Origin of the sequence: Saccharopolyspora ipomoeae (assembly GCF_029952525.1) — a bacterium.
Classification (GTDB): Bacteria; Actinomycetota; Actinomycetes; order Mycobacteriales; family Pseudonocardiaceae; genus Saccharopolyspora; species Saccharopolyspora ipomoeae.
In genome coordinates this window covers 22,691-43,683 of record NZ_JASAOF010000020.1, presented here as the reverse complement: position 1 = coordinate 43,683, position 20,993 = coordinate 22,691, and the positions used below count along the sequence as shown (strand labels likewise).

Genomic DNA, 20,993 nt, shown 5'->3' with positions numbered 1-20,993 from the left:
CTCGGTTTAGCGAAGCTCAAAGGACAAGATTAGGTGAGGCCTTTCAGCAAGAAGCTGCTCAAGCTTGGCGTCGTTCCATACCTCAATCTTTAGTCGGTTGTCACGTGCGTTGTAGCGCTCAATCCACGAGACTGCATCAGCAGTGAGTTTTCCGCTAGTTGCAAAGACCAAGACGTCAACGGGAGGATTATCCCAATGGTCGATCGATGTGACTTCCTTGGCAACATCATCATCCCGTACCGATCTTGACAACCAGTGTTTGCACTGGACCACGATACGCTCTTGGCTGAAACCACTTAGTGGATCGCGACGAATTCTGGTTGCGCCGATATCTCTACCGTGGTCAGGAGCATTTGTCTTCATGAGCCAGTCTACATTAGCGTAGTCATCAGTCTCCGAGACAAGGTTGAAGATCAGCCTTTCGAATTGCTCAGAGTCAATGTTTTCCCAGTTCAATTTGCGCGTGTTCGCTCCGCCCTCCGAGAGCGGATTGAACGCCAAAGGATCAGGCAGGCGCAAAATGCCAGTGAAAAGGAGGTGCGACACAGTCGAGACTCCCAACCTTGAGTCTCGCCTATACTGCTGGAGGCTCCAACCTTCGGCATACGCTCGCTCGATGGACGTGCGAAGTCGCGTCACCGCACTGTTTGCGGCCTGCTTGCCGGAGATGCGTTCGCGGGACTTGTACGCAGCTGCGTCCCGAGATGCCCGCCAGATTAGATTAAAAAGCTGGCCGATCGAGAACCACTGAAGTCCCTTCCTGATAGTGGTCTCTGTCTGTTCGCCGGGGTTGAAATCAAGCCTGTGTCGATTCAAGCAGAACACCAAGTATGAAAGACACTCTGAAACCGCCACCTCGAGCCAAAGCTCAGAAGAGTCCTCCACCCAATGCGGCGGCATATTTTTTTCAGAAGTGGCACGTTCAAAATCCTGCCGAAATCGACTAACTCTCGCCGGGAGGTCTCCTATGCCCGCAAGGTAGTACCTCGCCACGTTCAGGCTAAAAGTTGAAGCAGTATCGCCATCCCAATTAAATGCGGCTAGCTCGCTTTCAGGGTGGATCAGGATAAGCTGTTCATCAAAAACCGACTTCATTAGATCCATTTGCAGCTGTACCGTCGGCGCCAACCGCTCGGCCCGCTGAGACAACGGAGTGATACTGCCATCGGACGAATCCTCATCGTCCCGCAAAAGGGCGGCGAGGGTTACAGCCTTACGTAAATCTAGATCGCCAAGGTTGATTTGGATGCTATCAACAATGGGGAAAGAATTGCGCACGTAGTTGCGCTGAGCGGCAATTAGGGCAGCAGCTTCTCTTTTTCTGATCTCCTCTCGTTCTTTGAGGCAATCAGAGCAGAGGGATTTGGCGCTTCTTTCAAAATTCGCGAGCTCGCTTCGGCTTTGCACCAGGAATCCGTTGCCGCACTGAGCGCAAACGACGTCCACCGAGTAAGATTTCGAATGACTTCGGACAGTCTGATTAACCTGGTACGCAGTCAAGCTAAAGCGCGCAGCAAGGTCCTTGACTGTGTATAGGTAAGCGCCCGCTGAATCAATCGCCCAGTAAAGCTGGCACAACTCCACGATGTCCGGTTCATCGCTGCTCGTGACTACCTCAACCTCGCCCACCTACGGCATTCTAACCGATCTTGCAATCCTGTAGATGACACTCGATACGTTTGCGGAGTCGGCCGCCCGACCGGCAACCGCCACGGGGGTGCCTGGAACTCTGCAGGTGCCCGTTGACGATTGCGCCGGCACGTCAGCGCCACCCGTACCCTCCCCTCGTGAGCACTGAGCGCGGAGCATGGAAGACCTACGGGGAGCGACTGGTCTACGACAACCGGTGGGTCCGGTTGGGGTTGGCCGACGTCGAGGCGCCGAACGGTGAGCGGTGGGAGTACCACGTGGTGCACCTGGCGCGGATCGCGATTTCCTTGATCGTCGATGAGCAGGACCGGGCCCTGATGCTGTGGCGGTACCGGTTCCCGACTGAGCAGTGGGGCTACGAGCTGCTGGGTGGGATGGTCGACGACGGTGACGACTCGGCGGGGACTGCTGCTCGTGAGGCTGCTGAGGAGAGTGGGTGGGAGCCGATCGGGGATGGCGAGCACCTGGTGACCTTCGAGCCGTTGCCGGGTCAGGTGACCGCGCCGATCGACGTGTACCTGTGGCGCGGCGCGAAGCACATCGGTGAGCCGACCGAGACCGAGGAAGTCGGGCAGGTCGAGTGGGTGCCGCTGTCGCGTGTCACGGAGCTGGCGCAACGGCAAGAACTGCTCGGCTCCGGGACGTTGGTCGCGCTGCTCTACTACCTCACGTCACGCGGCACTGCTGCCGGGCAGGATCAGTCCGTCCAGACGCCGTAGCTGTCGGTCCGACTTGATTCGAGACGCCAGGCGCCGCGCTTGCCTTGCATGGTCGAGCGCGGCGTCTCTGTCTCCGGATGCGGCGAACGCGTACGCGAGATCGACGAGCAGCCCCGTTCGAGCACGTACAAACGCTTCGGGCACACGCGGCAACACATCGGAGAGCTGGTCGATCGCTTCAGGCTCGCCGAGCTTGCCAAGGGCGTTCCCACGCCACCGGTCGAGGTGGGATCCACCGAGGAAGAGGAACGGCAGCTCGGTGTCGACCGGTTCAGGCGGGAGCAGCGTGTCTGCGGTGTCGAACGCGCGGAGTGCTTCGCCTCGCTGCCCGGCTGCGGACAGGCACTCGCCGGCTGCCGCCGCAAGCCACGCACGCAGCAGTGGTGGTGCGGCGTTTTCGGCTGCCTGGCGCGCGTGCTCGACCTGCTCAACCGCTGAGGGTGCTTCCCCGATGTCGACCAAGATGAAGGCTTGCTCGGCCATCGCGTGTGCGAGCAACGCCGGGGACATCGCTTCGCGCGCCGCGGCCTTCGCGCGCTCGTAGTGCTGCCATGCTTGGCTGATCGCGTTGCGGTCCAACGCTTCCCACCCGGCCAATGTGGATGCTTCGGTGAGCGCTCCGGCGAGCTGCTCCCGCTTGCCGCCGATGGTGTTGTAACCGAGCAGGCTTTCGACCTGGTCGATCGTGCCGCGCAGCTGATCGAGCAGGGTTACCCCACCGAACTTGCGGTCGAGCCGACGTGCGTCGTCGATCTGTCGCCGGAATACGACGATGGTGTCCGCGTCAACGGTGCGTGCCATCTCCAGCCGCGCTCGCAGCTCCGCCGCGTCGTCGTCTTCCTCCTCGGCAGGGAACCCGAGCTCGTCGTTCGTACGGCCGTAGATCTCCCGGAACAGGCGTTGATACGGCTCGCTGACCTGCTCGTGCCCGTTTTCCCAGCGGGAGAGTTTCGTCTTCAGGCTCGCTGCCGTCATCACCGGAACGCCGCGCACGTCGGCGCGTTGCCGCAGCAGTCGGATCACGCCGTCTGCCGAGTAGCCGAGCTGCTTGCGCACGCGTTGCAAGGGGGTTCCGGTCATCGCCTCACCCATGCCGAATAACGGGTTTGACCTGGGAAGTTGATTGCGGTTAATGGAGCCGCGGTTAACCCGCGCCACCTGCAAAAACGCGCTCGGATGCCGTTTCTTGGAGGCATGCGCACAACGACTGAAACCGCCCTCGCCGCGAGGCCGGCCGCAACGGATCCGAGTCGGCTACCCGGCTCGCTTGCCGTCACGGTCGTCCCGGAGTCGGTTGTTCAGCTCGTCGAGCTGGTGCGTGATCTCCCGCAGATGTCGTTCGATCGCGTCGAGCCGAGTCGGCACGTCGTCCTCGGGGAAAACGGGGTCGTCGACAGCGGGAGGCGTGTGGCCTTCCAGCAGGGCAAGCAGGTGCCGAGGGTGCCATTCGAGCGCGAGCGACAGCGCTTCCAGCGTCCGCGTGCTTCTGCGGCGTACGACCGTGTGTCGCTGCAACTCGCGCACCGTCGCCTGCGATACCTGCGCGCGCTTCGCCACGTCACGCTGACGCAAGCCCAGCTCGCGCGTTCGCTGATCGATCGCACGCGCGACCGCAGCCCAATCCTCCGACACGTATTCCTCCGCGCTCCGCTTCGACGCCGAGATTAACGCCTTCACGCGATTCCGCGGTTCTCCCTCAGCTCAGAAATACCGCGTTTCGCTTCTCGCGCGCCAAGCAGCGCTAATACCAGCTCTTTCAATCGCCAAAATAGGCGTTGCTACGCGAAGGACTTCATATGACATTCGGTCACGAGGACGTCGAAAGGCCGACGTTCTACACGGTTCGGGAAGCCGCCCGAATCATGCGGTGCAATCCGTCAACTCTGTACCGGGCGATTAGGGAGAACGGCTTTCCCGCTGTCCGGGTCCGCGCTCGTTATGTCGTTCCCGCTGCTGCCGTCGACCGACTCGCAGCGGCGGCGAGCGAGTCCGGTGGGTGCGTCGACGTCGCTCAGCTGGCAGCCGACCAGCGTGCCGCCGCCGAGGTCGCTCGGATGACCGGGGGTGCGCGATGAACGACCGTCTCCACGACATCGCCGTCCGCCTCGACCGGCTGCGCGCGGTCCCCACCCATGTGCTCGCCGAGATCGTCATGCGCGACGAGCCGTGCATGTGGGTCGTCGGCGACGACGGCCCGCCGGACCCGGGCGGACCCGACCCGGACCGGCAGCTCGCCGCCGACCTCTGCACCGGCTGCACGGTGCAGGACGTCTGCATCGAACTCGAATTCCGCTTGCACGGCGCGAAAACCATCGGCGTATGGGGCGGTCTGTCGGATGCGGACCGACGCGAGCTCTTCGTGATCTGGGCCGACCGGCGACAAGACGACTTCGCGGCTGAGGAGGTGAACACCGATGACGACGCTTGATCTCTCGCCAATGGAGACGTTGGTGGGCATCGGGCTGCTGATCGCGGTCTTCGCGATCTGGCATTCGAGCCTGCGGATGGCGCGGCGGACCGCCGAAGCCGCGCACGCCGGATCGCGGATGGTGTCGCTGACCGGGCGAGTACTGGTCACGGCTGCGGTGATCGTGGCCGTGCAGTGGCTCGTGATCCACCACAGCCGCGAAACCGGGTTGCTGCTCGCTGTGCTGGCGGCCCCGGCCCTGATCACGGCGTTCGCGTTGGTGCGGGCGCTCACGGTCACCACCGAAGACCGGCACCACCGGCGCACGAGGCAGCGTCGATGAGCGCCCGGCAGTCGAGCGCCGCCGGGGACGGGCGGGTTCCGCCCGTCCCCGGCCCGGCCGAATCCGTGGAACAGGTGCGACGGCAGGTCGATCGGCTGTGCTGGTCGGGAATCCTGCTCGGGCTGGCGTTCACGATGACCAACGTGCAGCGGTTCGCCGCAGCCGGCTCGCCGGTCGGGTCCCTGCAGTGGTGGGCGGCCTGGTTGCTGGATCCGATGGTCTCGCTGGTGCTGCTGGCGATCCTGCGCGCCGAGCAAGTCACGGCGCGCTACGGGGTTCGGACCGGCGGATGGGTGCGAACGGCCAAGTGGTTCACGCTCGCCGCCACGTACGTGATGAACACCTGGGATGCGTTCGCGGCCGGACATACGGCAATGGTCGTGCTGCATTCCGTGCCGCCCCTGGTTGTGTTCGTCGCCGCCGAGGCCGTGACGGATCTCCGCGACAAGCTCACCGAGGCGATCCGTGCAGCCCATGAACACCAGGCGGACACGGTTGCGGACACCGTGGCGGAGCCAGTCGAGCCTGTCCGGACAGCCGCTCGACGGATCTCCTTCGACGAGTACCTGCAACGCGCCCGCGACGTCTGGACACCCGAAGTGACCATCAGCCCGGCATGGATCCGGCAGGTCACCGGCTGTTCACGCGGATTGTCGTCGCGGCTGTCCGCCGCTCTCGCGTCCGAAGTCGGTGAGGGGGAGGCATGAGCACGTACGACGAATCCCTGCCTGCGCAGCGGCAATCGGGAGCGGTCGAGTCGGCCGTGTTCGACGCCGAACTGATCGACGACCTCCCGCAGGCTCCGAACCTGACACGCTGGCAGAGGTTCATGAACTGGTGGCAGCGTTCACGACACGTGCCGCTCACGCTGAAATCTCGGCACTCGGCCAAGAACGCTCTGCTGCGCCTCGCAGGGGTGTTGCTGTGGTCGCCGTGGTGGTTCGTGAGCGCAGTCGGACGCGGCGCAGTCGCGGTGTTCCGGACCTGGCGCAAGTGGGTCCGCGTGCACGACTACCGGGAAGCCGCGGAACAGTCCGAGAAGCTCGCGGACAAGTTCATCGAGATCCGCGAACTCACGTTGTTCCGCTGGAAAGTCACCGGCATGACCGTGGTCGCAGTCGCCACGGCCGGAACCATTATCTACCTGCTCTACGGCGGACGGGCGTTGTGGATCGCGGCGGCCGTCGTTGGGCTCGGGATGGCCGTGTTCGGTCGACGCAAGGACGGTGCACCCGGACGCACCCCGACGTTGTCCGGACCGCGCTCACTCACGTGGATGATGGATCCGCAGATGCTCGTCGACGCGTTCCGCGACTCGAAGCTGATCGGCAAAGACGAGTCCCTGCGGCTCGTCGAAAGAGCCTCGCACGACGGCGCCGGGTGGGCTGTCACGGTGGACCTTCCCGCGACTCGTAAAGCGGCCGACGTGATCAAGAACCGGGAAGCGCTCGCCTCGGCGCTGGCGGTCGACGAGCTGCAACTGATCGTCGAGCGAGTCCGCGGCCGTGGTGGGCACGCGGGACGGGTATTCCTGTGGGTGGCCGACAGTGATCCGTACGCCGGTCCGCCGCTGCGGTTTCCGCTGCTCGATGTCGAGCGCTGGGATGCCTGGCAGCCGATCCCGTTCGGGCGCGACGCACGAAGTCGGCGGGTGGATATGCAGCTCGTGTGGACGTCGCTGCTGATCGGAGCGATTCCCAGACAAGGCAAGACGTTCGCGACCCGGCTACCGGCGGCGGGACTCATCCTCGACCCGCATGCACGGCTGTACGTCTTCGACGGCAAAGGAGGTAAGGACTGGGAAGCCGCGGCAAATGTCGCGCACCGGTTCGTCTGCGGCGACGAGTTCGAGCACGCCAAGACGGTCCGGGACCACCTCGTCGAGCTGGTCGCGGAGGTCCAAGCACGCTACGCCCGAATGTCCAGCCTGGATGACGACCGGTGCCCGGAATCCAAGATCACCCCAGCGATCTCACGGGACCGCGATCTCGGGATGCCGATCACGGCCGTGATCATCGACGAGGTCCAGGTCTACTTGGAAAACCCTGCGAGGGTGGACGTAGGAGGCAAGAAGAGCACGCTCGGCGCCTACATCGCTGACCTGTTGACCTACCTCGCACGCAAGGGGCCGGCGGTCGGCATCGTCGTAATCCTGGCGACACAGCGGCCCGACTCGAATACGATCCCGTCCCGGCTCCGCGCAGTGCTGGGATCGCGGTTCGCATTGCGAGTCATGGACTGGCGGGACTCGAACATCGTCCTCGGCGAACAGATGAACACGCGCGGATTCGACGCCTCGACGCTGCTACCGGGGCACAAGGGAGTCGGGATCCTACGCCCGGACGCCGACACCGACACGGGCGCGGACATGATCGCGAAGACGGTGCGGACGTACTTCATGGCCAACCCGGACTGGCGGACGATCTGCGAGCGTGGCCGTGCTCTGCGACAGGAAGCCGGAACGCTCACGGGTCACGCCGCGGGCGACGACGAACAGCGGGCCGTCGACCCGGCGGCCGTGTTGAAGGCTCTCGGCAGCGGCGCAGCCAATGAGGAAGAGGCCGAGACGATCCCGGAACCGCTCGCATCGGTGCTCGACTACCTGGGCGACGACCTCGACGACCGCGAGTTCGTCCCTACCGCCGAACTGGTCGCAGTTCTGGACGTCGAACCGACCATGTTCGGGCGGCAGATGGGCGAGTGCGGTTGCCAGCCTCGGCGCGGTCGAGCAGCGTCCGAGGACGGCACGATCCGGCAGGTTCGCGGCTACTACACCGCCGACCTCCGAACGGCAGCGGCCGAGCACGGCGGGGACGAGTAGGTGTTCCCGGCAGGACGGCCAACCCGTCACGCGATGCGTAACCCGTCCCCGCGCACGGGACGGGTAGCAACCGGCATCGACCAGCGGAAACGAAACACGGGACGGGTGGGACGGGTTCGCGACAACCCGTCCCACCCGTCCCGTTCGTGGTCTCTCAGCTGCCTCGGCGAGCCGACCACGGCTACCCGTCCCGAGCTGACGCCGTCGCACCGTCGACGACACCCGGGCTCTTCTGCTGTTCCTCTCGAAGCATGGCCGTGATGGATTCGAGCAGGTCAATGATCCCGGTGAAGTCGATCTGATCAGCTCGCCCAGCTCCGACCTCGAACGCGAGATCGTCGAGCAACCATTGGGTCTTGCGCAGCAACACGGCCAAGGCGGCCGACCGAGTCGTCATGACCCGCTCGCCACGAGCAGATGCGCACTCTCATTACAGCTGACGCAGGTCTCCCACAACCACGCCAGTTCGCTTGGCTCAGCGACCTCGACCAACTGGCCACACAGCGTCTCGATCTGCTCGGACACCGGATAGCGCCCAGTGAGTCGACGGCGGTCGGTTGTCGCGTGTCGCTTCCCCTCAGCGGGCGTCCAGCGAAACGGGTGCATGGCTGTCCCTGTACGTCGATGTCTGTTCAGGACGCACGTGGCCCGTGTCCGACTGGGGGTCATCGGCACGGGCCACGCCCGAGTGTCCGGCGACGGCGCCGAAGCGCGGAGAGGGGCGCCGTCGCCGGACTGACGTGTGACCAGCCGGCCTGCGGCGTGTCACACTGAAATGAGCTTCTCAACTCGCCAATATTGGCGGAACGACATCAACACGACATGCGGACGACATGCACGAGCGGACGGGGGTAGACACGGTGCGACCGCCTCGTACGGTGCTCGAACAGAAGATCAGGGAACGACGCCAGACACTCGAAGAGTTCACCGAGTACACAGAACGTTTCGCCCGCGAGCACGACGAACCCGGCACGCTCAGCCTGCGCCACCTACAGCGGCTGATCACAGGACGCGGAGCCAATGGGCAGCCACTCGGACCAGTACGAGCGGTGACAGCACGCCTGCTTGAACGGATCTTTGGTCTGTCGATCGACGAACTGCTGTCACCGCCGCGGTTCGACGACGAGACCGCCGAACTCCGACAGATGCTCGACGTCTCGCGTCGAATCGACGGAACCCTTCTGGACCTTCTCCGCGGACAGCTCGACTCGATACGCCGCGTCGACCGGCAACTCGGCGCGGTCGTGGCATACGAGGAGGTTCGGGCGAAGGCGAGTCAAGTCGAGAAGCTCTTCACCCACAGCTTGCCCGGAAACACGCGCCAGCAACTCGCCGTCATCCTCACCGAACTCCACACCCTCGCAGGCTGGCAAGCCCTCGACCTCGGCAAGACGCAAACGTCATGGCGGCACTACGAGCGCGCGAGGCACGCTGCACGGGAGACCGGCACCGAGTCGTACGAGATCCACACCGGTGCCGAACAGGCCTTCGTACTTCTCGACCTTGGTGAGACGAGGTGTGCTGTCGACCTGTTGCATGACACGCGACGGCGAGCTAGGTCGGTATGTCCGATGGTTCTGCGATCGTGGCTCGCAGCCGCACACGGTGAAGCGCTCGCCGCACATGACCAACGAAGCGAGAGCCTCAGCGCCTTCGACGACGCGGCCGAACTTCTACCGAGCGAACAGGCAGATCCCATCAGCCCGTACGTGGCGCTCGATGCCGTGCATCTGACTCGCTGGCGAGGGCATGCACTCGCACGTTTCGCTGACCCGGCGGCAGTCGACGTACTGGCGCGCGCGTTGGACGAACTCGACAAGACGTTCACCCGTGCCGAAACTGCGCTACGAGTCGACCTAGCGATGGCGTTGATAGCCACGGGTGAACACGACTCGGTCCAAGCCGAGGTCGTCGAGGCGAAATACCTGGCTGCTGCCATTGGGTCTGCGCGTCAGCAAAAGCGCCTCAAAGCGCTGTAACGGACACAACGATCGTCGAGTGGCCACCAACCCGGCTTAACCTTGCCACCACCTTTGGCACAGAATTCAGGCCTTTAGCCTCTCGACCTCTGCACCACACCCTGATAGACAAGGTTGGTGGGCACGAGGCAGGAGACAGGGGGACCCGTTGTCCGTTGAAACGGCAGCACTAGGTGCCGGAAAGGCAGTCGCAAATCTCGTTGTTGGTCGCTGGCTAGCGAGCCGCACCTCAAGGGGGGAAGCTTCTACCGACCTCGTTGAGTTGATCAAGACTGGGTTTCCTGACGAGATTAGGCGGCGAAGGGTTCAGCGTCAGTTCGATTCCATCGTGGACGCGGTGACCGAACGTCTCCTGGCCCACGTTAAGCAAGAGTTCCGCGATCTTAGCGACGGTGATCGCGAGGCGGTACTGCATCAGGTAGTCCTTACACTCAACCATGCTGACCTTTCCGACGAGGCAATAATGGCTGATGATGCGGACCCGGTGAAGCTGGCACGACGACTACGCACAACGTTGCCCGCGCGAGAGGCGGAGTTTCAGCTCGGGGAGGCAGGGGGACGACTGTACGATGTTATTCTTGACGAGTGTTGCACCTCCCTGGCGCGCACGTTAGTTCACTTGCCTCAGTTCGAACCCCGTGCTACCGCAGAGCTACTTTCTCGCTTGTCTACTATGGCAAATCAAGTTGAGACCGTGCTGTCTCGACTGCCTATTCGGTCACTTACGGCAACGGAAGGCGAGGCAGAAGACGAGTTCAGTCGGCGCTATTTGGCGAAGATTCGCGATGATCTAGACCATCTCGAGCTGTTCGGTCTGCGCTTTGAACGCCTAAGTCGCCCACAAACGCGGTTGAGCGTCGCGTACATCGGATTAAGCGTGTCGAAAGAGGATCAAACAACCGCCACGGACAAGCGGAGCGCTCTTCCCGTTAGCGCCTGGTATCCAGAAAATCGCGAAAACCAAGCCATCCGTGTTGAGCGGGTTCTGAGCGATCACCGTTTAATTCTCCTTCGTGGTGAGGCTGGAGGCGGGAAAAGTACCCTCTTACGCTGGCTTGCGGTCACGGCGGCTCGTAGCGCATTCACTGATGAGTTGTCCAGCCTAAACGGCTGTACACCATTCCTGATCAAGTTGCGCAGCTACTCAGGTGGACGGTTACCTCGGCCGGAAGAATTTCTCGATGATGTGGCCGGCACAATTGTTGGAGTTATGCCGCCTGGATGGGTGCATCAGCGTCTCCGTTCGGGTCAGGCCGTCTTGCTGGTTGACGGAGTTGACGAGGTTACTGCACCCCAACGGCAGGCCGTTCGTGAGTGGCTTAAGGGGCTTGTTAATGAGTTTCCAGCTATCCGGATTGTAGTTACCTCGCGTCCCGCAGCTGCCAATGTAGGTTGGCTACGAAACGAAGGTTTCAACACTGCGTTCCTGGAACAGTTGGGAGCGGCGGACCTAAGCGCCTTAGTGCGCCATTGGCATGATGCAGTCAGAGAGTGTGCTGACCTTCCATGTCCACCTGAGAAGTTACCAGCTTATGAGGCCAAACTGCTCGCCAGGCTCGAATCTTCGCCACATTTGCGAAGCTTGGCTACAACCCCACTGCTTGCAGCAATGCTTTGTGCTCTCAACATCGATCGTGAGACGCTTCCTCGCAGCCGTATGGGACTTTATTCCGCAGCTCTTGAGATGCTGCTGGAAACGAGAGATGCAAAACGTAACATCCCTAGTTCCTGGACTACCCCGATGGAGCGTGATCAGAAAGTAAGCCTACTGCAGAACCTGGCATGGAATCTGTCGATGAGTAACCGAGTCGAACTGCCAAAGCCGATGGTGCAGCGGCTAGTATCAGACCGTTTAATGGCGATGCCCCAAGTTCGTGCAGATTCCAAGACAGTTCTTGATGCGCTTTTGCAGCGTAGTGGCGTTATCCGCGAACCGGTTCCCGAAAAGATTGATTTCGTACACCGTACAGTCCAAGAGTATCTCACGGCCAAGCAAGCTGCCGATCTTGGTGATATGGACCTACTCGTACAATACGCGCACCGTGACCAATGGCGTGAAACGGTGGTGATGGCGGCTGGCCACGCGAACGATCCTTTGCGGCGAGAACTAATCCAAGGAATCCTCGACCGCGCACAGGACGAGCCTCGGCATGCTCGACGACTTAAACTTTTGGCAGTGGCATGCCTGGAGACGCTTCCCTCGGTTCCGGAAGAATTGAAGTTGGCCCTCGACCGGTGCTTGGCTGATCTTGTTCCGCCGCGTAGCGAACGCGCAGCACGAACGTTGGCGACGGCTGGTGAACCTGTTCTAGCACGATTGCCCAAAACTCTAGAGGGCTTGTCTAAAGCCGTCGCCAATGCGACCGTTCAGACTGCGGCGTTGATAAATGGGCCCGAAGCGCTTGAGATTCTGTCTCGGTACGCGTGTGACAAACGAGCCACCTTCGAACTTTACAAGGCCTGGCGATACTTTGATGTGGAAGAGTATGCGGAACGCGTTCTGGCTCTGGCGCCGCGTGGAGGAAAAGCGATTGTAGTAAACTCCAGCCATTTTGCTGCCCTAGGGAAGATTTCCCCTCTGAACGAGGTATGGGGGCAACTCTTCGAAAGTTCAGGCACTCCTATTGACCTCAGTGTCCTGGAAAGGCATTCCTCTACTCTTCGAACCCTAATTCTTTATACGTTCGGCGCCCCGATTGATGACGGCTCAATGCCTGGATTACCTTACCTTAAGGATGTCACTTTGGGGGCGTTTTCCGGAGAGGACCTACGTTGCCTTGAGAATCTTCCGGAATCCTTACGTAGTCTGTCTCTTATCAACTGCAAAAAGGTTCAAGACTACTCTTCTCTGTCGCGGTTCACTGAGCTTGAATCTCTAACTTTGTTCGATTGTCTGGCGCTGCGCGATGTTAGTCAGCTTCCTGCGCTTAAGGCAGTAGAATCCATTAGCCTATCTCGGTCAAGTTTGCCTCAAGGGTCCCTAGGTGACTTGGTTAACGCCGCGCCAAATCTGCGGGTAGTGGATCTCGAAGACTGCAAATGGGTGCAGGATCTATCCCCTCTCCGGAAATTGGATCTTCAATATCTGGAGCTTAAAGGTACGGCTGTGACCCACCTGGACGACTTGGTTGGGCAAACGAACCTACAGCGTCTGGATGTCGGGGGGACAGGAATCAGCGATCTCGCGCCGCTGGAAGGGCTCACAAATCTCAGGGTGATCCAGTTGTCTGGCTGCGAAGGAATAGCCGACCTGCGGCCAATTTCCGCCCTTCCGCAGCTCGAGTCTATTCGAATCGCGGGAATTTCTGCAGGGGTTGATTTGACGCCATTCGCGGGTAATAGGAATATCGAAGTGCATATTGAGGCAGGCCAAGAGGTGCAGGGTGGGGAAGCTTTGGGTGATCAGCTAAAAGTCGACCTCTAGCAGGACAGCCCGTTACCAAGTTTCGGTTGTCGCTGGGAAACCTTTGTCTGAATGACCCTTAGAATTTGAGATTCAGTGCGACAGCGACAATTGTAGCTAGGGAAAGTAGTGCAAGGTAAATCCAGAGGGCTGGGCGGCTTGATCGGTGCTCAGTGGCGGCGACGGCGGTGAATCCGATCGCGCCGACGATTCCGTAGACCACGGTTCCGATAGTCGCGAAGCTGGGCTCAGCCGTGATTCGGGTGGCGAAGAAGAGGGCTGACCCGGTCAAGGGGATGACGACGAGCCAGACGGCGATTGCCAGTGCGAGAAAGAGCCAACCTACGACGGTCCCGGCAGTCGCGGGCTTCGTGGCGTCGATTTTCATCAGTCAGTTTCCCTTGCCGTGGTTGGCGACGACGCGAGCCATCCCATCAACAGACTCGTCGTATGTCCAGTAGTCGCCGTGGTAGGACCAGTCGTGGACCGGGAGCTCCTGGCCGCCGAAGCTCGGATCCGATGGGTTCCGGCCGAACCAGTGATCATCGGTGGTTTCAAGTCGCCCGTAATCGGCTGGGTTCGGCGAGGGGGTCGCGTAGTCGATCACGTCGAGATTGGCTGTACCGGACCACACACGGTTCGGGTCGACTCCGAGTTCGCTGGCGTGGTCGACGCCGACGCCGGGGGAGCCGAGGAACACGATGTTGTCCGCGTGGATACCGTGATCCCGTGCGGCGTATCCGACTTCCGTAGTTCCGTACGAGTGCCCGATGACCGTGTTGTTGCTTGGCTGGTCGAGTTCGTGGCCGACACGCAGCCCTTCTTGGAACTCCGAGAGGCCGCGGCTTCCTTCCTCGGCGAAGCGGCCATTGGCGGCGTCCGGGAGGCTCGGCGGTGACTCGTACCCGGCGTAGGTGATCGAGGCGAAGGACTGGTTCGGTTCGAGTGCCTGCGCGCGCTGCATGACCTTGTCGGCGTCAGTCGAGTAGTTCATGACGTCGCCGAGGTCGGAGTAGGTTCCCGGCACAGTCGTCATGACGTTCTGCGCTGTGTCCGGATTACCGTTCGCAATGATGGCTTGTCCGCGACCACCGCTCGCAGTCGCATCGATGCCCAACAGGTAGTGGCCGGGCTGGTGGACAGTCGTATCGAGCTGCTTGAGGCCAGCAAGTGACTCCTCGAGCTGCTCCTTCTGTGTCTCCAGCCGCTCCTTCTCAGCGGCCAGACCATCACCAGGACGGATGTCGGCGATTCGCTGCTGCACAGCACGGTACTTCGACTCCAGCGCCTGACGCTGGCTGGCGAGCAGTGCCAAATTGGCCTCGTGCCTGACGGTCGTGGGCAGGCCGTTGCCGTTCCCGATCATCTGTGGGAATCGGTCCATCAGGTCTGCTCGCTGCGCTGTCGATAGCGAATCCCAGCAAGCACGTGTTGCTGCTGGTCCGTGTGCCGTGGCCTGCTCGAAAATGCCCTTGGTCGCCTCAGCAGCACGTGTCTCCATCGCGGTCGCGGCGCCCGCGAGCGCCGTACCTGCTGGGCTGGATGGATTCGCGCCGGCCTGTTCCCACACTCCGGCCTGGGAGATCAGCCCCACGTCGTTCTTGGCCGCATCCAATGCGCGGATGAGCTGGGCGTGTGCCGAGCGCTCCATATCGCGTGCTTGAGTCACCGTGGCTTCAGCTTCGGCATAGGCGGCTTCCGCCTGCGCGTGCTTCGCCTGTGCCGCCTCGCTTTGGGCTTGAGGAGGCTGCGTGCCGCTCCCGGGGATCGCGTTCGGATCCGCTGCGGGGAGCGGTTTCGGTGGGTAGATCAGGTCGCGGAGCACGATGAGACCGCCACCGTTCGCGACCTGCTTCGCCTGCTCCATCCGCGACTTCACAGTGTCGATCTCGTCGCACCACGCCTCTACAGCGCTAGCGACTCGGCCGAACATCCCCGCTAGTGCGTCACCGTCGCCGCCCTGCTGAGACGTCCAACCCTGGAATGCCTCCGAGGCGGCTCCGTCCCACTCAGATGCCGCTTGATTCCGAGCGTCGAAAGCACCGGTAGCGACCTTTTCGACACCGCTGCTGAGCTTGTGCACCTGCTGCGCGTAGCCGCGCATCGCGCCGGGATTTCCGGCGACCCATGTGTTCAGCACGATCGGTCAGCGCCCCACCCGCTCGAACATCCCGGCGTTGCCGTCGTCCGTGCCGCTGTAGGTCGCCTTGTTCGCGTCCAGGTTCGATGCGCCGCGATGCACGGTCTCCACGAATCCGGCGGCAACCCGCAACAGATCGGCTGTCGTCGCTGAAACCGCCGCACTCGAAGGCCCGGCGTCGCCAGGCGGCAACGGTTGAGCACGCCCCAGTTCGTCGGTCGACCGTTCCAAGCCGCCAGCCATCACGCCGAGCCTGGACGGCTCGATCCGCAACACCAACTTGGCCCCTCTCCGCAAAGGTCACGTTGTGTCAGTGCCCGGGACGATAACTAACCTGACCTGCGGAGAACTCCGGAGTTCTACTCATTCTCGACCGTCGCCACTCGAACAGAGCAGCGGTATCAGCGCGGCCGTGATGTGGGCTACTCCGACGGAGGGCGGACCGCTGGGTGCGGGACTGGGTGCGAACTCCTGCGAAGGATGCCCGCTGGAGGCCGGGGACGTGCCTCTAAGCGCCCGATTTGCCCCTGTTTTACAACGGTGCGATAACAGATGGCCGACTCATAATCCGTCAGGTCGTGGGTTCAAGTCCCACCTGCCCCACGTCTTCGCGGCTGGATCATGTGTGGGGAAAGGGCAGAGAGATCCTCTCCACGCTTTCCCCGCACATTTTTCGAACAGTTCCACTTCGCCGAGCCTTCGGCGCGGCGCTCTTCGGGCTGGGCGGGTTATGGGTTGAGCGCCGCGGTGCCATGGTTGTTCTCGTGGGTGAGGGGGATGTGGCTCTCGGGACTGATGGGCAGGTCGCGGAGGCGGTGGCGGCTGAGCTGGAGTCGTTGAGCAACGCGTGCCGGGCTGATGCGAGTCGGCTGGGGCGGTTGCTGGCGCCGGACTTCCACGAGTTCGGTTCGTCCGGCGGGGAGTTCGGGCGCGAAGTGGTTGATCGCGTTGCGGCGGAGACGGATCCGGGAGGTGCGTCGGTCAGCGTGCGGAACCTGCGCGGGTGGCTCGTCGCCGACGGCGTCGTGATGCTCAAGTACACCAGCGAGTTCGGGGGTCGGCGATCGAACCGCACCTCGCTGTGGCGGCGCGTGGGGCCGGGTCGCCGGCAGATGTTCCACCACCGGGGAACACCGGTGACGTAAAAACGCGCCGACCGCTCACGTGAGTGAGCGGCCGGCGCGTTGGTTCTACGAGGCTCAGACGCGGACCGAGCTGGCCTGCGGGCCCTTCGGGCCCTGGGTGACCTCGAAGGTGACCTGCTGGTCCTCCTCGAGGCTGCGGAAGCCGCTGGCGTCGATGGCCGAGTAGTGGACGAACACGTCCGGGCCACCGTCGTTCGGGGCGATGAAGCCGAAGCCCTTTTCAGCGTTGAACCACTTCACGGTTCCCTGTGCCATGTCTTCTCCTCCTGGGAGTTGGAGCGTGTGACGGGCGCCCACACCGCGTGAGAGCCCGGGCCGGAGATCTCGAACGGCGGCTATTCCAACTGCAACCAGGGGGGACAGCTGCTCGCTCGCATCACAATCCTGCGAGCGTGCGCAAACACGAACCCAGAAAAACAACGACCGCGGCCCAGCTTACACACCTCGCCCCGGGACCACACCGGACACGCTGCGACACCGGGGTCGGAAATTCGGTGTCGGGGAAGCGGAGGCGATCGCTACCGTCCGGGCATGGGGTTCGCCGAGGAACTGGTGGCAGCGCCGCGGGGACGGCGGTCGTGCGTCAGCGCGCTCGCGGGACGCCAGGTGCTGCGGCCGGACGAGGTGGGGGAGCTCGTCGAGCGCGACCTCGGGACCCCGGGAGCCAGGGAGCTGCTCGCGGCGTTGGCGAGCTCGGTCGACGTGGCGATGTACTGGGAGGAACCCGACGCCGTCGATCAGGCGTTGGCGGACCCCGGCATCGGACCGCGGTTGTTGCCGGTGGCTCGGGCCATCGCCTCCGCCCCGGCCGCGAGGTGGTGGTCCTCGGGAATCGACCTCGATGCCCAGGTCCACGTCGAGATGGAGCGGACGACACCGCCCACGGATCGACCGGGTGCCGAGATCATGAGCCGGTGGCGGGACGAGACCGTTGAGGACGAACGCCGATCTCGTCAGCGGCCGTCCGACCCGTCGGCGAACTTCAGCGGGCACTGGTGGTCCGCGCCGCCCCGCGAGCTGATCACCACCACGCGGGCGCGGCCCGCAGCGCTCGGACTGTGCTTGGAGGAGGACAGCTTCGGTCCGGAATGGGCCTGGTGCCGGTCGGTGCGCGCGACCCGGGAGCCGCGCGTCCTCGAGATCACCGGGCCGGAGGCGTGGTGCGAGATCGTCGAGCGCTACCCGCTGGAGGTGACGCTGTCCCGCAGGCACGACTGGTGGCGGGTCACCGGGTGGGCCGGCCGCTGGCTCATCCCGGACTGGAACGCCGTGGCCGCCGACCACGACGCCGTGCACCTGACCTGCGCCGGATACCTGACCACCGCTGGGCGGGCGCTGCCCGTGGGCGAGGCGCGGACGATGCTCGCGGGCTGGGACCCCGACCAGACGTACTGGTTCACCGATGACCTCGACGTCGGTGAACCGGTCTTCTGGCGCGGGGAGCCCGAGGACCTCGCCACCTGGGCGCCCTCCGATCCCGATGAGGTCCTGCCCGAACCACCACCGCCACCGAGGCCGCGCGGGTGGCGGTGGCGGCTCCGGGGTCTCCGGACACGCCCGGGTCAGGCCTCCGCGTACCGGAAGGGCTAGTTCTTGCGCCAGGTGTAGGCGGCTGAGAAGGGGTGGTTGCGGAAGCGCTCCCACTTCGGCTTGATGCGCAGCCAGTCGTCGTCGATGACGTTCTCGTGCAGCTCCGCGAGGCGCCAGCCCGCGCCGACGCCCGCCGCGACGTGGTCGCTGATCAGGTGGACGTGGGTGGCGATCGCGACCGGCTCGCCCTCGGCGTTGGTGTAGTGGGTGGGCATGCCGGAGGTCATGATGAAGTGCGGGTGGTACGTGACCAGCACGAACGCCGCTCCCGGGGTGGCCAGCCGGTGCGCTTCGGCGTAGAGCGGGCGCAGGTCGGGCAGGTGCTCGTCGATCAGCGAGCAGATCACCAGGTCGTAGGACTCGCCCGGGAGCCCGGTCGCCGAGGCGTCGGCCTCCACCAGCCGCTCGTGGGCGCCCCTGCGCCGGGCCAGGTCCAGCATCTCCGGGGTGACGTCGACCCCGTCGACGTGCTGCACACCCCGGTCCCGCAGCCACTGCCCGGTGCGGCCGGTGCCGCAGCCGAGATCGGCCGCCCTTCTGACCTGGGACCACGACGGCTCGGCCAGGCGCTCCAGCAGCGCCAGGTCCATCACGTCCTCGACGGTGCTCTCGTAGTGGGCGACCCACTCGCCGTACCCGGTCCGGACATCGACGGTCCGGTACCCCCGCGCGTCAAACGTCTCGAAATCCACGCGATCCATGCTTGCGCACGGGGCGAGCCGTCCGAAACCGCTTTTCCGGACCGGGTCCAGGCACTCGACACGGATTACCGCCGTAATCGGGTACCGGATTACCGCCGTAATCGGGTACCGGAATACCGCCGTAATCGGGTACCGGAATACCGCCGTAATCGGGTACCGGGGACGGGAGTGGTCAGCGCAGGGGCATGCCGACGTAGTTCTCGGCGAGGGTCGTCGCCGAGGCGTGCGAGGAGCGGAGGTAGTCGAACTGGGAGCGCTGCAGGCGGCGGTCGAAGGCCTGGTCGGGGCCTTCGAAGCGGTGCGTCAGCGACGTCATCCACCACGAGAAGTGCTGCACCCGCCACACCCGCTCCAGGCACCTCGCCGAGTACTCGTCGAGTCCGGTGTCGCTGCCCGTGCGGTAGTGGTCGACCAGCGCCTCCGCCAGCCGGTCCACGTCGGCCACCGCCAGGTTCAGACCCTTCGCGCCCGTCGGCGGGACGATGTGGGCCGAGTCCCCGGCGAGGAACAGCCTGCCGTGGCGCAGCGGCTCGGCCACGAAGCTGCGCATCGCGGTGACCGAGCGGTCGATGATCGGCCCCTCCTGCAGCTTCCAGCCCGGCGAGGCCAGGCGGGTGCGCAGCTCGTCCCAGATGCGCTCGTCGGACCAGTCGTCCAGCTGCTCGTCCGGCGCGCACTGCAGGTAGAAGCGGCTGATCGTGGACGAGCGCATGCTGTGCAGCGCGAACCCGCGCTCGTTGTTGGCGTAGATCAGCTCGTCGGTGGACGGCGCGACCTCGGCCAGGATGCCCAGCCAGCCGAACGGGTAGACGCGCTCGTAGACCCGGCGCACGTCCGGCGGGATGACGTCCCGGCACACGCCGTGGAACCCGTCGCAGCCGGCGACGAAGTCCGCGTGCAGCACCTGCGCCCGCCCGTCGTGGGTGAAGGTCACGCTCGGGCTGTCGGTGGTGACGTCGTGGACGGCGACGTCGTCGACCTCGAACAGCACCTGCCCGCCGTCGGCGCGCCGCCGCTCGTTGAGGTCCTTGACGACCTCCTGCTGGCCGTAGACGGTGATCGCGCGGCCGGTGAGCTCGGTGAACGGGATGTGCAGCCGCTCCTCGTCGAACTGCAGGTGCACGCCCTCGTGCCGGTCGCCCTCGCGCAGCATCCGCTCGCCGACGCCGACCTCCCGCAGCAGGTCGACGGTGCCCTGCTCCAGCACGCCCGCGCGGACCCGCTGCTGGACGTACTCCTGACTGCGCCGCTCCAGCACCACCGAGTCGATGCCCTGCAGGTGCAGCAGGTGGGACAGCAGCAGACCGGCGGGACCACCGCCGACGATCGCGACCTGGGTACGCAAAACACGGCCTCACTTCTCCGGGGGACCACGGACAAGCATCACTGTCGGATCCGGGACCCGCTCGAAGGATGCCTCCGCTTCTGCTGGACGGAAAACGGACCCCCGGATGCCAGGATGTGCCCGTGGCGAAGGCGCAGCGATCGGGACGACCCCGCGATCCCGGGGTCGAGCAGCGCGCGCTGGCCGCCGCGCGAACCGTCTACGCCGAGCGCGGCTGGAGCGGTTTCTCCCTCGACGAGGTCGCCCGCCGCTCCGGGATCGGCAAGGGCTCGCTGTACCTGCGCTGGCCGGACAAGGCCGCGCTGCTGGTCGCGGCGGTGCGGGAGCGGGCCGGGTTCATCGCCGAGATCGACACCGGTTCGCTGCGCGGGGACCTGCTGGCCTTCGCGCGCGGCTGGCGGGACTACCTGCGCACCGACGAGGGCGCGCTGATCTTCCGGCTGGGCGTGGACGCCACCTTCTCGCCGCAGCTGGCCGACGCCTTCGCCGACGACCCGTACCCGGAGCACATCCGCGCCACGCGCGCGATCGTCCGCCGCGGCATCGACCGGGGCGAGCTGCCGCCGCACACCTCGGTCGCCCTGGTCGCCGACCTGGTGGCGGGCGCGGTCACCAACCACGTGCACACCACGCCCGCGCACCTGCTCGACTCCCAGAACGCCGACCACGTCGACGATCTCGTCGACGTGGTGCTGGTCGGAACGCGAAAGAGGTCGGAGGTTCCCGCGGAAACCTCCGACCTCTGAACGA

22 protein-coding genes are annotated in these 20,993 nt (G+C 64.0%); 11 read left to right on the top strand and 11 right to left on the bottom strand.

What is annotated here, in order from left to right:
• Nucleotides 1-6: 6 nt before the first annotated feature.
• Nucleotides 7-1,629, bottom strand: coding sequence for a restriction endonuclease (locus QFW96_RS23920; protein WP_281457965.1), 1,623 nt, complete (start codon nt 1,627-1,629; stop codon nt 7-9).
• 158 nt (nt 1,630-1,787) lie between these two features.
• On the opposite strand from QFW96_RS23920, the gene QFW96_RS23915 reads away from it, so the two are divergent.
• Nucleotides 1,788-2,369 carry an NUDIX hydrolase gene (locus tag QFW96_RS23915; protein ID WP_281457964.1) on the top strand — a complete coding sequence of 194 codons (582 nt, stop codon included), beginning with the start codon at nt 1,788-1,790 and terminating at the stop codon, nt 2,367-2,369.
• On the opposite strand, the gene QFW96_RS23910 is transcribed toward QFW96_RS23915, so the two are convergent.
• Both QFW96_RS23910 and QFW96_RS23905 read right to left on the bottom strand, forming a co-directional pair.
• Entirely contained in the window at nt 2,322-3,449 is a 1,128-nt protein-coding gene (locus QFW96_RS23910) for an NsdA family TPR-like regulatory protein (protein ID WP_281458022.1), read from the bottom strand. The genes QFW96_RS23915 and QFW96_RS23910 overlap by 48 nt on opposite strands.
• Nucleotides 3,450-3,623: 174 nt before the next feature.
• Nucleotides 3,624-4,001 (bottom strand): helix-turn-helix domain-containing protein, encoded by a 378-nt coding sequence (locus tag QFW96_RS23905; protein ID WP_132626241.1) that lies wholly within the window; start codon nt 3,999-4,001, stop codon nt 3,624-3,626.
• A 164-nt stretch (nt 4,002-4,165) separates the two neighbouring features.
• Between QFW96_RS23905 and QFW96_RS23900 the strand changes: the two genes are divergently transcribed.
• From QFW96_RS23900 to QFW96_RS23880, 5 genes are read left to right on the top strand one after another with little or no spacing between them, the layout of a single operon-like run.
• Nucleotides 4,166-4,444 carry a helix-turn-helix domain-containing protein gene (locus QFW96_RS23900; protein WP_281457963.1) on the top strand — a complete coding sequence of 93 codons (279 nt, stop codon included), beginning with the start codon at nt 4,166-4,168 and terminating at the stop codon, nt 4,442-4,444.
• On the top strand, nt 4,441-4,797 hold the full coding sequence (locus QFW96_RS23895) for a WhiB family transcriptional regulator (RefSeq protein ID WP_281457962.1): 357 nt from the start codon (nt 4,441-4,443) through the stop codon (nt 4,795-4,797). The genes QFW96_RS23900 and QFW96_RS23895 overlap by 4 nt, the downstream gene beginning before the upstream one ends.
• The gene (locus QFW96_RS23890) at nt 4,784-5,119 is read left to right on the top strand and encodes a hypothetical protein (protein WP_281457961.1); all 336 of its coding nucleotides are present in this window, start codon (nt 4,784-4,786) and stop codon (nt 5,117-5,119) included. The genes QFW96_RS23895 and QFW96_RS23890 overlap by 14 nt, the downstream gene beginning before the upstream one ends.
• The gene (locus QFW96_RS23885; RefSeq protein ID WP_281457960.1) at nt 5,116-5,826 is read left to right on the top strand and encodes a hypothetical protein; all 711 of its coding nucleotides are present in this window, start codon (nt 5,116-5,118) and stop codon (nt 5,824-5,826) included. The genes QFW96_RS23890 and QFW96_RS23885 overlap by 4 nt, the downstream gene beginning before the upstream one ends.
• A complete protein-coding gene (locus QFW96_RS23880; RefSeq protein ID WP_281457959.1) occupies nt 5,823-7,940 on the top strand; it encodes an FtsK/SpoIIIE domain-containing protein in 2,118 nt (705 codons plus the stop codon). Before QFW96_RS23885 ends, QFW96_RS23880 begins: the two co-directional genes overlap by 4 nt.
• 181 nt (nt 7,941-8,121) lie before the next feature.
• Here the strand turns inward: QFW96_RS23880 and QFW96_RS23875 are convergent, their stop codons facing one another.
• Entirely contained in the window at nt 8,122-8,337 is a 216-nt protein-coding gene (locus tag QFW96_RS23875) for a hypothetical protein (protein ID WP_281457958.1), read from the bottom strand.
• Nucleotides 8,334-8,546: an HC3 family zinc finger protein gene (locus tag QFW96_RS23870; protein ID WP_281457957.1), complete on the bottom strand. Its 213-nt coding sequence runs from the start codon at nt 8,544-8,546 to the stop codon at nt 8,334-8,336. Before QFW96_RS23870 ends, QFW96_RS23875 begins: the two co-directional genes overlap by 4 nt.
• 272 nt (nt 8,547-8,818) lie before the next feature.
• On the opposite strand from QFW96_RS23870, the gene QFW96_RS23865 reads away from it, so the two are divergent.
• Both QFW96_RS23865 and QFW96_RS23860 read left to right on the top strand, forming a co-directional pair.
• Nucleotides 8,819-9,919, top strand: coding sequence for an NsdA family TPR-like regulatory protein (locus QFW96_RS23865; protein WP_281457956.1), 1,101 nt, complete (start codon nt 8,819-8,821; stop codon nt 9,917-9,919).
• Nucleotides 9,920-10,067: 148 nt separating this feature from the next.
• Nucleotides 10,068-13,343: an NACHT domain-containing protein gene (locus QFW96_RS23860; RefSeq protein ID WP_425524789.1), complete on the top strand. Its 3,276-nt coding sequence runs from the start codon at nt 10,068-10,070 to the stop codon at nt 13,341-13,343.
• Between the two features lie 58 nt (nt 13,344-13,401).
• Here QFW96_RS23860 and QFW96_RS23855 read toward each other — a convergent pair whose 3' ends face one another.
• Genes QFW96_RS23855 through QFW96_RS23845 form a run of 3 tightly spaced genes read right to left on the bottom strand, consistent with a single transcriptional unit; the run spans nt 13,402 to nt 15,738 of the window.
• Entirely contained in the window at nt 13,402-13,710 is a 309-nt protein-coding gene (locus tag QFW96_RS23855; RefSeq protein WP_281457954.1) for a hypothetical protein, read from the bottom strand.
• Nucleotides 13,711-13,713: 3 nt separating this feature from the next.
• Nucleotides 13,714-15,462 (bottom strand): alpha/beta hydrolase, encoded by a 1,749-nt coding sequence (locus QFW96_RS23850; RefSeq protein WP_281457953.1) that lies wholly within the window; start codon nt 15,460-15,462, stop codon nt 13,714-13,716.
• Nucleotides 15,463-15,468: 6 nt separating this feature from the next.
• Nucleotides 15,469-15,738 carry a hypothetical protein gene (locus tag QFW96_RS23845; protein ID WP_281457952.1) on the bottom strand — a complete coding sequence of 90 codons (270 nt, stop codon included), beginning with the start codon at nt 15,736-15,738 and terminating at the stop codon, nt 15,469-15,471.
• A gap of 488 nt (nt 15,739-16,226) precedes the next feature.
• Here QFW96_RS23845 and QFW96_RS23840 point away from each other — a divergent pair, with 488 nt between their 5' ends.
• The gene (locus QFW96_RS23840) at nt 16,227-16,607 is read left to right on the top strand and encodes a DUF4440 domain-containing protein (protein ID WP_281457951.1); all 381 of its coding nucleotides are present in this window, start codon (nt 16,227-16,229) and stop codon (nt 16,605-16,607) included.
• A 54-nt stretch (nt 16,608-16,661) separates the two neighbouring features.
• Here QFW96_RS23840 and QFW96_RS23835 read toward each other — a convergent pair whose 3' ends face one another.
• Nucleotides 16,662-16,862 carry a cold-shock protein gene (locus QFW96_RS23835; protein WP_093420904.1) on the bottom strand — a complete coding sequence of 67 codons (201 nt, stop codon included), beginning with the start codon at nt 16,860-16,862 and terminating at the stop codon, nt 16,662-16,664.
• A gap of 276 nt (nt 16,863-17,138) precedes the next feature.
• On the opposite strand from QFW96_RS23835, the gene QFW96_RS23830 reads away from it, so the two are divergent.
• Nucleotides 17,139-18,197 (top strand): hypothetical protein, encoded by a 1,059-nt coding sequence (locus QFW96_RS23830; RefSeq protein ID WP_281457950.1) that lies wholly within the window; start codon nt 17,139-17,141, stop codon nt 18,195-18,197.
• Here QFW96_RS23830 and QFW96_RS23825 read toward each other — a convergent pair.
• Nucleotides 18,194-18,889, bottom strand: coding sequence for a class I SAM-dependent DNA methyltransferase (locus tag QFW96_RS23825; protein WP_281457949.1), 696 nt, complete (start codon nt 18,887-18,889; stop codon nt 18,194-18,196). The genes QFW96_RS23830 and QFW96_RS23825 overlap by 4 nt on opposite strands.
• Nucleotides 18,890-19,070: 181 nt before the next feature.
• Complete coding sequence (pobA, locus tag QFW96_RS23820; RefSeq protein ID WP_281457948.1) at nt 19,071-20,243, bottom strand: 4-hydroxybenzoate 3-monooxygenase; 1,173 nt, start codon at nt 20,241-20,243, stop codon at nt 19,071-19,073.
• Between the two features lie 122 nt (nt 20,244-20,365).
• On the opposite strand from pobA, the gene QFW96_RS23815 reads away from it, so the two are divergent.
• Complete coding sequence (locus tag QFW96_RS23815; RefSeq protein ID WP_281457947.1) at nt 20,366-20,989, top strand: TetR/AcrR family transcriptional regulator; 624 nt, start codon at nt 20,366-20,368, stop codon at nt 20,987-20,989.
• Nucleotides 20,990-20,993: the final 4 nt, after the last annotated feature.